Genomic DNA, 13227 nt, shown 5'->3' on the forward strand with positions numbered 1-13227 from the left:
ATTTCTCTAAAATTTTACGATTCTGAGTGATAAAAAACGCATTTTTTTGAAATTTAAGCAATTCAAAAGTAGAGAAACAGCACAAAATATTTGAGAATTCTAACTGATTGTGAAAATTTGCCGCAATTCATCGTCGGAAAGTTTTGTAATCCAACTTTCGCCGGTGGCGACCGTCATCTCGGAAATTTTCTTTTTGCTTTCGATAATCGCGTTGATTTTTTCTTCGAAAGTGTCTTTTGTGATTAAACGGTGCACGACGACGCGGCGATTTTGTCCAATTCGATAGGCGCGGTCCGTCGCCTGCGCTTCGACAGCGGGATTCCACCACAAATCGTAATGAATCACTTGTGAAGCACACGTTAAATTGAGACCGGTTCCGCCCGCTTTGAGCGATAAAATTAAAATGCGTTTTTCGGGCAACGATTCAAATTCGGCGATGACTTTTTCGCGGGCAGAAACCGAAAGAGCGCCGTGATAAAAAAGCGCTTCGGTTTTTAATTTTTTCTTCAAGACTTTTTGCAAAATTTCGCCCATTTCTGTAAATTGCGTAAACACGAGAACTTTTTCATCGGTATCTAAAATAGCTTCGACGATATCCAAGAATAATTCCATTTTTCCCGAAAGCGAAGTGTCGAAATTGCCGTCTTTTAAATATTGCGCGGGATGATTGCAAATCTGTTTTAAGGCGATGATGAGTTTTAAAACTTCTGCGCTGCGCTCAAATTTTTCTTCGGGATTTTCTAGTTCAAAATTTTCAATATTCGTCATGTAACTGTTAAATGTCGCCTGATATAATTTTTCTTGTTCTGGAGAAAGTGTTGCCCATTCATCTTGTTCCAATTTTTCGGGCAAGTCGGCGATAATGTTTTTGTCGGTTTTAACGCGGCGAAGTAAAAAAGGCGCAGTGATTTTTTTGAACAGTTCAGCGCGGTGTTTGTTGTTGCGTTCTTGAATCGGAAATTCAAATTCGGTATGAAAACTTTTTGCGCTACCCAAAAAGCCGCGATTGCAAAAATCCATGATGCTCCAAAATTCGAGCAGACGATTTTCGACGGGAGTTCCGCTCATCGCAATTTTCACGCGAGCCGATAGAGCGCGCACCGCACGACTTTGCGATGTTCCCGCATTCTTGATATTTTGCGCTTCATCGATGACAGCGAGCTGCCAACGTATTTTCGAAAGTTCTTCTTTATCCGAACGGAAAACGCCGTAAGTGGTGATGATGACATCAACCGTAGAAAGTTCTAATTGACGATTCGCACCGTGGTAAATTTTCACTCGAATTTGCGGGGCAAATTTTGCCGTTTCTCGTTTCCAGTTTTGCAAAAGTCCTGTGGGAACGATGACGAGTGCTTTCATCTCGTCAAAGGCGCCATCGTTTTTCATTTGCTGCAAAAGCGTAATCACTTGCAGCGTTTTTCCAAGTCCCATGTCGTCGGCGATGACACTTCCGAATCCGAGTTTTGCATTGCCGAGCATCCACGCAAATCCGCGTTTTTGATACGGGCGAAGTTCTGCTTGAATTTGCGGCGGCACCGGAACGTCGCATTCGTTTTCCGCTTTTAATTTGTGAATTTCTTCGAGGGCTTCGGGCGCAATGTCAACGGTTAATCCTTCAAATTCTCCGGCGAGGGCAATTTGCAAAACTTTAAACGCCGGCATTTTAAATCGGTCGCGCAAACCATCTTGGATTCGCTTTGCATCGCTTTCGAGGACATAAAAATATTGGCCATCGAGATACAGCAAATTTTTGGATTCTTTATACATTTCCAAAAATTCTTTGCCGCCGATAATTTTATCGCCGACTTGAAGAATCCAATTCATCTGCAGCAAATTTTCGAGGCGAGCAAATCCTGCTTGCATTTTTTCTTCGGAGCGCACGATCTGCGGCTGCGGAATTCCACGAATGACATGTTCAATTCCCGCGGGCAAATTCATCGCCACGCCAAGCGCACGAAATAGCGGCACCGATTCATTTAAAAAGCGGATGAGAGAACTTTCATAAAGATGAATGTTGTCCGTTGCTTTTCCCGAAACATACGCATCGTAATCGGGGAGATATTGCTGCAGCGGCTGCGTGCTGAGCAAAACTTGATTGCGTTTTTCACTCGGAAAATTTCGCGTCCACAATTTTGAATACGGATTCACTTCGCCGGTTTCTTGTTCGATAAAATCCAAATCGACGTCGACTTTTCCAAAGCCCGCATCGACACCGTTAATCACCGGCAAATAAGAGGCGTTTGAAATTTCATAACCCGCGAGCCATTTTTCTAATTCGCCATCGCGCAAAATTCCATTTGAATCCAAAGTGATGCCGCGGAAAAATGCATACAAACGATCATCGCAAAATCGCTTATCTTTTTCGACGCGCATATACGACGAAAGAATTGCGATGACGAGCATTTCCGCCGAATTTTTCGTCATTTCCTTTGGCGATTCGAGCATGCTGCGGACAAATTTTGCGGGCAATTTTTTTTGCAACTGCGCAATCGCATTTTTTACTTCGGGAATTGACTGAAGCGGCAACCAAAAAATCTGCGCCATTTTCGAATCGACAAGAAAAAGCTTCGGATAAACGGCGCCGCGTTTTAAAATTTCTAAAGCTGTTTTTCGTGCACAATCGAGGAGCCGTGCGGATGCATCCGCCTTTTGCATTCCCGTCGGACCTTCAACAGAAAGCGCGTCCAACACATACGAAAGCGGAACATTTCCAAATGTCCACTGTGAACTTCCGAGATAGCGCACTTGCCCCGGGCGCGTTAAATCGACAGATTCATCGGGATAGCGTTCAAAATTTTGCGAAAAAATTTTCGTTAATGTTTCGCGATAATTAGTAACAAAGTCAGCGTTAAAGCGGGAATTTGGCGCAACCGCATAAAGAATTGCCGAACGCACATCGACGATATTCGCCGGTTCGTATTCGGAGTTTTCATTCCCCGTCGTCGGTTCAAACGGCACCTTGATAAATTTGTCGGCGAAGGTGGGAAGCTTTGCTGATTTTACAACCAACGGTAAATCTTCTTGCCATTTTGCTTGGCCGCACTGTTCAGCGATAAGCGATAAATCGAGTCCGCGTTGCGAAAAGAGAAGCTGCGGATCGCGATCTATTTTTTTTCCTAAGCCGTAAATGGCTGCGTAAATATGCGTGCACAAGCCTTGCATGCCGCAAGTGCACATCGCCGAAAATTTCACGCCGGGACCTGGGAAAAGGCGCACGTCCGATTGTTCAATCAGCGGTAAAATTTCGGAAGTTAAAATTTTCGAAGAAAAATTTCCAATAAACTGCGGATTCTTTTTGAAAATTTCCAGAATTTTATTTTCTTCGGTTTCTGTAAATCGCGATAAACGAAAGATGACTTTTTGCGTTTTCCAAGAACCATCGACGACTTTAACTTCACCAGAACGACCCGATAATTTAATTTCCGTTGCCGTCGCTTCGGAATGCGAATACGAAGAATAAAACTTCTTCATCGAAGTTCGCCATTTATCGCCCCAAAGTGTTGGTTTTGGATCTACTGCCATCGCCCCAAAAATAGAAAAGAAGTGCGTTTGAAACACACTTCTTTTTCATGAAAAATCCCCGCACTAAGACGGGGAAATTGAATTAGGCTTTTGCACTGCGCTTCGCTTTAATCACAGCGGCTTGCTTTTTAACTTTCGAGAAGATTGCGTTCGGAAGCCAGAAGAAAGTCGGGACTAAGTACATCGTGAGAATTGCCGAGATCAAAAGACCGCCGACGCTCGCGATACCCATCGGCTGAGTCGATGTTGCAATATCACCACCGATACCGAAGGCAAGAGGAAGCTGAGCAATAATCGATGCAGCAGAAGCGAGCATAATCGGTTGGAATTTATCTTTGCCCGCCGTTAAAATTGCAGAGCGACGGCCCATTCCATTATGGCGCATATTGACGTTTGCTGCATCCAGTAAAAGAATTGCGTTGTTCACCACCACACCGATAAGCATCACGATTGCCATGAATGCCACGAGGGAAAGCGGACGCCCTGTAAAGATCAAGGCGAGAATCACGCCGATTGCACCCATCGGGATGGTCGTAAGAATCACGAACGGCTGAGCGAAAGATTCGAGCAATGCGACGAGCAAGATGTAGGTCAAGAGAATTGCCATAACAATGGCGACCGAGAATTCTTGCACCATGTCGTCTTGCATGTCTGCGTTACCGCCGAAACCGAGTTCAACACCTTCCGGAAGACCCCAATTCTTGGAATCCGCGGTAATCTGGCTCATGACTTGACCCGTAGTAAAGCCCGGTTGCAAGTTCATCGAAATTTCGATCATACGCATCTTGCGTTTACGTAAAATCTGCGTTGCCGCTTGCGAGTTTTCGACATTGAAGAGTGCGCTCATCGGGACGTAACCCTTCGAAGTAAGAATCGGAAGGTCCAAAATGTCTTGACGATTCTTACGGTCGCTTTCGCGGAGACGCAAGTTAATATCGTATTCTTCACCGTCTTCGGTATATTGGTTCACATTAAAACCACTGACGTAGATGTAAGCCGCATTGGCAGCGCCTTGCACCGTCACACCGTAATCTGCCAAAGCACGACGATTCGGGATGAACGAAATTTCCGGTTTCCCCGCTTCGTGCGAAGATTTCACTTCGGTGACACCTTTAATTTGCGTCACATAATGTTTCGCAATTTCAGCAGCGCGAATCACCGAGTCCGCATTCAAAGAACGCACTTCCAAAACGACGTCGCCCGATTCGCCACCGCCCATTTCCGTAGTACTTGAACTCTTCAAACTAATGTAAGCATCCGGAATATCCGAGAGAACAAAACGCAAAGAGTCAATCACCTCATCGGTATTGCGAGTACGACCATCTTTCTTGTCGATAAGAGTGATACGCATCGTCGCTTCGTTCACCGAAGTCAAACCACCTTCACCACCAACGGTAACAAAGTAACGCTTGAGTTCTGGAATTCCTTTAATGCGGCTTTCCACGATTTGGACAACACTGTCGGTTGCTTCCACATTGGTACCCGCGGGCATTTCAATCGTCACCTTGATAACGCCTTCATCGCTCTGCGGCATCAGTTCCACAGACATGAATTTCGTGACCAACATAAATGTGCCGTAGATAAGTCCAACCAACACAATGATTTGGAAAAGCACACCCGGAATCGAAAGGGCGAAAGACAAAGTCTTCAAATAAATGGCGCGGAAGAAGTTAATAATCTTCGGGAAGATACCGAGCACACGATCGAGAATCGAAGGCTTCGTTTCCATAATCGTTCCGTCAGCATTTTTCTTCTTGCCTTTGAAGAGGTAAGCCGCCATAAGCGGGGTCAAAGTAAACGTTAAGAGGAGCGAAACGACCGTCGCAAAAACCATCGTCAAGCCGTAATATCTAAAGAACGAACCCATGACGGATTTCATGAAGGCGATAGGCACGAACACGCAAACGTTTGTTAACGTCGAAGCCATAATAGCGACCATGATTTCCGAAGTTCCCTTGTAGGCAGCTTCTTTCGGATCTAGACCTGTTTCCAGTTTTGCAGAAATATTTTCCAAAACGACGATGGAGTTCGTCACCAAAAGACCGACCGCACTCGAAAGCGCCATTAAAGTCATCAAGTTAATCGAGAAACCTGCGAAGTACATGAGCGTGAACGCACCGATCACCGAAATCGGCATCGTCACAGCGGCGATGAACATCGTACTGAATTTACCGAGGAAGAGAAGCAAAATGATAGCCGTTAAAACAATAGCGATCATAATGTTCGAAATCACGTTATCCAAAGATTCTTGGACTTTTTCTGCTTGGTTATACACCAAGTTCAGCTTAAAGCCTTCGGGAAGGGTTGCGTTGATTTTATCGACTCTCTTGATGACCGCATTTGCCACAGCCACCACGCTCGCTTCGGTTCTCTTCTTGATGTCGAAACCGATGGAACTTTGGCCGTTATAACGCGAGTAAGAAGTAATATCTGCAATCGAGTCTTTCACATCAGCGATATCCGAAAGACGAATCATTCCGTTCGCCGTCGGGATTTCCATGTTGCGAATTTCATCAATTGTTGCGAACTTACCTTTCGTACGCGAACTCGTATTCTTACGAAGACCGCGAATATCACCGCTCGGGTAGTTCAAGTTTGCACCTTGAAGAACTCCCATCACCGTGACCGGATCCACTTTGCGAGAAAGCATATCTTCTTTGCGGAGTTCCACGTTAATCTGACGCGTGGTACCACCGAAAAGGTCAACGCTTGCAACGCCCGGAGTCGCAGTCACAATCGGCTTCAATTCATCATCAGCCTTTTGACGTAATTCCGAAGAAGAAATCGGGCCGGTAAACGCAAAGCTCACGATTGCATCCCCGTTAATGTCCACCTTCGAAATAATCGGGCTTTCCACAGCATCCGGGAAGTCTGCAGCCGCTTGCGAAATCTTATCGCGCACGTCCGAAGCAGCCACGTCAACGTCAGTTCCCATTTCAAAGAAGATGACGAAAACGGCGTAGTGTTCCAGAGCGATGGCTTTCACATAGTCGATACCATCGATCAATTCCACTTGGTCTTCGACCGGCTTAATCACGGTCGTTTCCAATTCGTCCGGACTTGCACCCGTGTACTTCACCGTGGCAGTAACCACCGGCACTTCAAAGTTCGGGAGCATGTTGACCGGCATCATACTATAGGTATAAATACCGAAGACGACCACGGTCAAAATAACCATCAACATGGTTATCGGTTTATAAATACTTGCCTTGATCATGCAAAAATCTCCTGGTTTCGGTTATTCCATAATCAGGACTTTGTCGCCATCATTCAACTTAGAATGACCTTCATAAATCACTTGGTCGCCAAGTTCAATTCCCGAAAGAACCTGCGTCGTATTGTTGCCCACAACGCCGAGACGGATGAGTTTACGCTTTGCATTGCCGTCTTTGTCAACGGTCCAAGCAAAGTTCACACCGTTATTGTAAACAACTGCGTCGTTCGGAATGCTTACGCCCTTGACCGTGCGCGTATGAATGCTTGCGGTAAGGAACATACCCGGGAGAAGTTTACGGCCTTTGTTTGCAAAGGTAATTTCAACCGGGAAGAAACGCGTTTCGGCATCAGCAGCGAGCGGAACCATCGAAACTTTACCCTTGAAAATTTCGCCGTTCAAATTGATTGTCGCTTCTGCGCCTTTTTTAAAGTAACCGATATCTTGAGTCAACACATCGAGCTTCATAATCACTTTGTCGAGCTTTGCAATGGTGAACATCACCGAGCCGACATTTGCGACTTCGCCCACTTTGTAGCGGACATCCGTCACCGTTCCCGCAGCCGGAGCGAGGACGAGAGTTGCACGGCGAGCTTGTTCAAGTTGCATTTTCGCAACATCGAGCTGCGTCTGCGTATTATCGATTTCTTGTTGCGAAATACCGCCCTTCGCCTGCACTTCTTTCATACGGGCGAGGGATTTTTCTTGAAGCTTCACTTGCGCTTCGGCTTGTTGATAAGCAGAGTTATCGCCGGTGAAGACAAATTCTGCGAGAACTTGATCTTTCGAAACATTCGAACCGACTTGCACATTGATTTTAGAAATCGGGTCGCTGAGTTTTGCAATCGCATCCGTCTGCTGAGAACCTTCAATCGTTCCGTTAAATTCGCGGTAATCGTTGAGCTTTTCGTCTTTTGCGGTGACAATGCGAACAGGCTTGCCTTTTTGCGCCTGAATTTCTTCCATCGTCGGAGCGGCTTGTTTAGCTTCTTCCTGTTCTCCGCAAGCGGCGAGGAGCATGGCGAGTGCGAAAACGGCAATCAGTTTGGTGTTAAATGTTTGCTTCATACGGTTCCTCTCTTAATATTCTCCGGTGGCTTTGAGCATTGCGTTATAGGCCTTATTCCAATCAACGATCGCAGAAAGATAATCCAAGCGAGCGTTTTTCAGGCTCATGTTCGCATCCAAAAAGTTAAGCTGAGTTTCGCGGCCAGCTTTATACGCCGCTTCGGTCATGTCCAAATTCTTTTGCGCGAGTTCTACGCGACGTTGCTGAATTTCAATTTGATTTTCAGCATCTTCCAAAGTATTCTTCGCCGATTCCATTTCCAGTTGGATGCCGCGGTCGGCGTTTTCACGCTGAATTTGCGTTTTGCGCAAAGTCGTCTTCGCTTGCACAACCGCTTCGCGGGTCTTCATCCCATTGAAAAGGTTCATCGAGAAATTCAAATAGATTCTCTTCGAAATGTTATCGTCCCAATCCGGAGCCGACCATTTGAAGAAATCGTTATTGCCATCTTGATAAGTAATAGAACCGCCGAGAACGAGAGTCGGCTTGTAATCGCCCGCTTCGATGTCGATGTTATTTTCGTACATTTTGACGCTTTCATCGAGTTGCGCGAGTTCTTTGCGGCGCTTGCGCACATTTTCCATCACCGTATCTGGAGCAGCGTAACCGTTTTTCGGATCGCGAAGGTCGCCGTTAAATTCGGCTTCGGCATCCCACGGAAGACCCATGGTATTCAAAAGTGAATTGCGCGCGATGATGCGGTTCTTTTGCGTCTTTTGCAAATTCGTTTGGAGTTCATCCATCGAGATTTGCACGCGGATGAGATCCAATTCGGTAGCAAGACCGCTCTGCACTGCCTGCGTCACATAGTCCAAGTTTTCTTGGAGCTGATCGATTGTCGATTGCAGAATCACGATTGCCGAATCCAAATAAATGAGTTCGTCAAAAGCGACTTCGACATTGTAACGCACATCTTGCTTCGCCGTTTCCAAGCTGAGTTCGCTCACGCGGCGGTAAGATTTTGCAATTTCGGTACCGGTCGAAACTTTACCTTGCGCGTAAAGCACTTGGGTCGCAGTAATGCCGATTTGCGTTCCCCAGCGGTAACCGCCCATCTTCGCCATCGCGTAATTGTAATTGTCAAAAACGCCGGCGAGCATTTCTTCGTTTTTGGTGGCGGCGTCATCGAGCATATCGCTAATTGCGGAATTCTTTTTTACATCTCCAACGCCGAATGTGCGCGTGTATGTGGCGCTAAGGTCGACAGTCGGAAGAGCACTTCCGTAAGCAGAAGTCACCTGAGACTCTGCAGACGCCAAATCCTGCTCGGCAGATTTAATGTCAGGAGAATTTTCCAAAGCGATCCGGACGGCATCGTCACGCGTATAAGCAGACTTTGCAAACGCAGGCATCGCAAGGATAGCGCTTGAAAGGATGAGTAATTTTACGGTTCGATTCATTCGTTTTCTTTGTGTTTAGGGTTTTCCATTTTATAGCGCTGCCAAATTAGAAAAAATTTGATTACAAAAAAGGGTACATTTGCCTATTTGCAGACTGGTATGACGAAAAGCAAAAAAGTATGGATAAGCGGAATTGACGGATTAAATAAATCATCATTCAATTTAATACTTTGTGCGCACGCTCACATTCCTTGCTTCCGCAAAAAACAAGTCTGCAAATCTTCACCACCGAGAACGCAAAAGCCGCGCTTCGCGCGGCTTTCTGCAGTTAATTTTCCGACTTCTGAAATTCCTTTTTCGAATCCCATTCATCCGGTTCAAATGTTTTCTCTTTAATCTCTTGTTCGAGCGCCTTTCCGCGGGAACAAAGCAAGAAGCCGAGAATTAACGCATCTTGAATAGCGAACATCAAAGCGATTTTATACGGAAGACCGAATCCGAGAGGAGCGCCTTTCAAATTTTCCGGACTCACCCAGAAGATGTATGCGCAAACAATAAATGTCATAAAGAGACACGGCACAAGAGCAATCCAGAAATTTTTCTTCTTCGCACGCAAGTAAACGACCGTCACGCAAAGGCTGCAGACCGCCATCACCTGATTCGACCAGCTGAAATAATTCCACAAAATGTTAAATCCATCTTTATTCAAATTGCTCCAGAAAATGAGAATTGCGCAAATCGCAAAAATCGGAATCGTCAAAAGCAAACGATTTTTTGCACTCGTCTGATCGATGTTGCAAAGTTCGGCAATCGTCAAACGAAGACTGCGAAGACTGGTGTCACCGCTCGTAATCGCAAGAATAATCACGCCCACCACCACAAGAATCGAAATCGGCGCAAACGGAAGAACCGTCGAAACGAGCTCGCTCAAAACGCGAACTCCCGAAGCACCGCTCAAAAGTTCCGGCATCTTGTGATAAATAAACATACCGCCCGCAGCCCAAATCATTCCGATTAAACCTTCGATAATCATCATCCCGTAAAATGTTTGACGGCCCGTGCGTTCCGTGCGTTCGGTCCGCGCGACAATCGGGCTCTGCGTGCTATGGAAACCGCTGATAATCCCGCAAGCAATCGTCACAAAAAGCATCGGAATAATCGGCTGACCCGCAGGATGCTTGTGGAAGTTTCCTGCGAAATCGCTAAAACTAAATTCATCCAAAACGCTGAGCTCGGGAGCAATGCCCACGAAAATTCCAATCGAAGCGAGAATTAAAAGTCCGCCGAAAATCGGATAAATGCGCCCGATAATTTTATCGATTGGGAAGAATGTACTCGCAAAATAATAAGCGAAAATCAAAGCGACTGCGACCCAGAAAATCGTCGGCGATGTATTGCCTTCGCCCACGAAAATCGGCGTATTGATAAGACCAGCCGGCGTATTCGTGAAAACAGCGCCCACAAAAATAAGAGCGACCGAGATAAGAATCATCACGAGTTTCGCTGGAACGCGTCCGAGGAATTTATGCGCTAACGCAGGCACGTTCATACCGTCGTTTCGAATGCTCACCATGCCCGAAAAATAATCGTGCACAGCACCGCCAAAAACATTTCCAATCGGAAGTAAAATGAAAACGATTGCGCCGAATTTAATGCCGAGAATCACCCCGATCACAGGGCCGATGCCCGCAATATTTAAAAGCTGTACGAGCATATTTTTCCAGTGAGGTAAAAGCATCCGGTCAACGCCATCGGGATGCTTTACCGCAGGCGTTTGCCTATCGTCTGGATGAAAAACATGCTCCACAAATTTTCCGTAAGTAAAATAGCCGCCGATTAAAATTGCGACACCGATAAGGAATGTAATCATTTTCTTTCCTAGCTTGCTTGGGGGCCGATTCCCCGAAAAGCGTCCCAAAAATAGCAAAACAAAAGTGCCGTTATGAAAACGGCACAGAACTTATTCTCCATAAAAATGCGTTAACGAGAATTTCGTTTTTTCTCAATTTCCGCTTTGGCTTTTTGCACCTTGTTCAAAAATTCGGGTTCCGCACAAAGACGTGCGAAAATAGCGCTTGCGATAGCGCGGGCGGCATCGACATCGCTTTGATAATGAAATCCTGCGATGACACGACTTTGCCCAATATCATAACCGAGTTTTAATATTTCATTTTGATGCGCGGGATCGAGAAGCACAAAGACAAGGGAAACGAGCCAAGCCTGCGTTGAATGCGCCGAAGGATACGAAGTAAAATTCGTCGGCGATTCCTCTTCGGGAACTAATGTCGGTTCTTTGAAATCTTGATAAGGACGATGACGCGCAAATTTTTCTTTCGCCGCTTTCGTCACCGGTTTCGATTGTTTCAAAACGCTGCGGATAAGCACTGCGGTTTCTGGAAAATCTTTTTCATTCAAAGAAAGCCCGATGACATCGCCGTAAAAACGCAACATCGCTTTGAGTTTATTCTGCGCAAAAAGAATCGCCGAATCGCCTTTCGTCTGCCGTAACGATTTCCCGTATAAATAATACAAGCTATCTGCAGAATAGCCCAAGCTCCCCGGATACGCAGGCGCCGGCATAAATTCTTTGACGACCGGCAATTTTTCGGGAGAAACAAATTCCACTTTTTCTTTGGCAAAGGAAAAAGCGACAAGACAAGAAAGACAGAGAAGAAGTTTTTTCATCGAAACTCAAAATAACAAAAAATGAGAACTTAGAGCTGAGAAACTCTAAGCTCTAAAATCTAAGTTCTAAGATCTTGCATTACCGCGTAGTTTCAATGCACAATTAACAATTATAGCAAGGTGAGAATCGCAAAAATGAGCTTGCTCATTTTTATGACCGAGCCGCAGCGTAATGGGCGTAAGCCAATGCACAATGTACAATTGAGAATTAGGCGCGCCTTTGGCGCGCTTGTTATAAATAGCAGCGAAGCTGCCTAACTTTTATCAATTATGCATTATTAGCCAATGCACAGGAAATAATGGCGGCGAAGCCGTGCGGGGTTTTGAGAACTTAGAGCTGAGAACTTTGAACTTAGAAATTCTAAGCTCTAAAATCTAAGTTCTAAGATCTTGCATTTCCCCGCGCGAAGCGCCTAACTCTCTAATTATGCATTGTTAATTATCCATTATAAATTGAATCCACGCGGGCTTTCCCTTCGGACGCAAACCTCATTTTCGTGCAATGCTGCATGGACACTTCAAATGCCTTTTGAACTCTTCGTACAATGCTGCATAGACACTTCAAATGGCTTTTGAATACTTCCTGCACCGCTGCATAAGCGATGCAATCAAAATTTTACAGTATTTCTGTAACTGAATCATAAATTTTGACCTATTTTACCCTTGTGTGGTCATTTTGGGAATAAATGTTTCAATTCACAAACACTCGATGGAGGTTCACATGAGTCAGATTCGGTCATTTACTTTGACCAATGTCAACAACGCAGCACATTTTTTGTTTATGAAGGATTTTTGGGAACGTGCTTTCGCCGACGAAAACATCCAAAATTCTTTCCCCGCACAAGTAAAAGCTTTGCAAATCGCCGTTAAACAAGAGTGCGAATGCTCATCCATTTCAAAAAAAGCTTAGCTACCGATGAAATTTCCAAAGCAGATGCTCTTCGCGATAAAATTTATGCCGGCTATAAAAAAGCGGTCCAAGCCTATTTAACTCTCCCTTTAAAAGACTACACAGAAGCTGCCGTTATTTTAAATCAGCATATCATTGATTATAAAATCTGCGGGCGCGATCAACTCAATAAAGAAACAGGCGCATTACTGGGGTTTATCAAAGATTTAGAAACCGTGCATCAATCTCTTGTCAATAAACTCCACTTAAATATTTTTGTGGAACAATTAAAGCTTGCAAACGATACAGTGAATAAACACACCAATATTCGCACCAACGAACGCTCTGCAAAAATCGCTGACGCGATGAAACAAGCCCGCATCGCTTGCGAGGTTCTGTCAAATAAACGGTGACATTTAGTTTTTGTTAGCTAAAAAAAGAGCTTTGAAATTTCAAAATTGAAGAAGCGAAAAGCAAAATCAAAGCGATGTTTTTTCAACTCGATTTT

The 13227-nt window shown here is 45.1% G+C and carries 7 protein-coding genes; 1 reads left to right on the forward strand and 6 read right to left on the reverse strand.

The window, feature by feature from the left end:
• Positions 1 to 99: 99 nt before the first annotated feature.
• From B0H50_RS09300 to B0H50_RS09325, 6 genes are all read right to left on the reverse strand, one after another.
• Positions 100 to 3471 (reverse strand): SNF2-related protein, encoded by a 3372-nt coding sequence (locus B0H50_RS09300; protein ID WP_233244698.1) that lies wholly within the window; start codon positions 3469 to 3471, stop codon positions 100 to 102.
• 133 nt (positions 3472 to 3604) lie between these two features.
• Positions 3605 to 6739, reverse strand: a complete 3135-nt coding sequence (locus B0H50_RS09305) for an efflux RND transporter permease subunit (protein ID WP_109587610.1) — start codon at positions 6737 to 6739, stop codon at positions 3605 to 3607.
• A gap of 21 nt (positions 6740 to 6760) precedes the next feature.
• A complete protein-coding gene (locus tag B0H50_RS09310; protein ID WP_106199060.1) occupies positions 6761 to 7804 on the reverse strand; it encodes an efflux RND transporter periplasmic adaptor subunit in 1044 nt (347 codons plus the stop codon).
• 12 nt (positions 7805 to 7816) lie between these two features.
• Entirely contained in the window at positions 7817 to 9205 is a 1389-nt protein-coding gene (locus tag B0H50_RS09315) for a TolC family protein (protein WP_106199059.1), read from the reverse strand.
• A 268-nt stretch (positions 9206 to 9473) separates the two neighbouring features.
• On the reverse strand, positions 9474 to 11015 hold the full coding sequence (locus B0H50_RS09320; protein WP_106199058.1) for a carbon starvation CstA family protein: 1542 nt from the start codon (positions 11013 to 11015) through the stop codon (positions 9474 to 9476).
• Between the two features lie 110 nt (positions 11016 to 11125).
• Positions 11126 to 11830 (reverse strand): acid phosphatase, encoded by a 705-nt coding sequence (locus tag B0H50_RS09325; RefSeq protein WP_106199057.1) that lies wholly within the window; start codon positions 11828 to 11830, stop codon positions 11126 to 11128.
• 882 nt (positions 11831 to 12712) lie between these two features.
• On the opposite strand from B0H50_RS09325, the gene B0H50_RS09330 reads away from it, so the two are divergent.
• Positions 12713 to 13132, forward strand: a complete 420-nt coding sequence (locus B0H50_RS09330) for a DUF6261 family protein (protein ID WP_106199056.1) — start codon at positions 12713 to 12715, stop codon at positions 13130 to 13132.
• Positions 13133 to 13227 lie beyond the last annotated feature (95 nt).

Origin of the sequence: Hallerella porci, from assembly GCF_003148885.1 — a bacterium.
Taxonomy (GTDB): Bacteria; Fibrobacterota; Fibrobacteria; order Fibrobacterales; family Fibrobacteraceae; genus Hallerella; species Hallerella porci.

What these genes read in the sequence shown, in the direction of transcription:
- B0H50_RS09305 (WP_109587610.1), bottom strand. Translation starts at nt 6,739, where the DNA reads ATGATCAAGGCAAGTATTTATAAACCGATAACCATGTTGATGGTTATT.
- B0H50_RS09330 (WP_106199056.1), top strand. Translation starts at nt 12,713, where the DNA reads ATGCTCATCCATTTCAAAAAAAGCTTAGCTACCGATGAAATTTCCAAA.
- B0H50_RS09310 (WP_106199060.1), bottom strand. Translation starts at nt 7,804, where the DNA reads ATGAAGCAAACATTTAACACCAAACTGATTGCCGTTTTCGCACTCGCC.
- B0H50_RS09320 (WP_106199058.1), bottom strand. Translation starts at nt 11,015, where the DNA reads ATGATTACATTCCTTATCGGTGTCGCAATTTTAATCGGCGGCTATTTT.
- B0H50_RS09325 (WP_106199057.1), bottom strand. Translation starts at nt 11,830, where the DNA reads ATGAAAAAACTTCTTCTCTGTCTTTCTTGTCTTGTCGCTTTTTCCTTT.
- B0H50_RS09315 (WP_106199059.1), bottom strand. Translation starts at nt 9,205, where the DNA reads ATGAATCGAACCGTAAAATTACTCATCCTTTCAAGCGCTATCCTTGCG.
- B0H50_RS09300 (WP_233244698.1), bottom strand. Translation starts at nt 3,471, where the DNA reads ATGAAGAAGTTTTATTCTTCGTATTCGCATTCCGAAGCGACGGCAACG.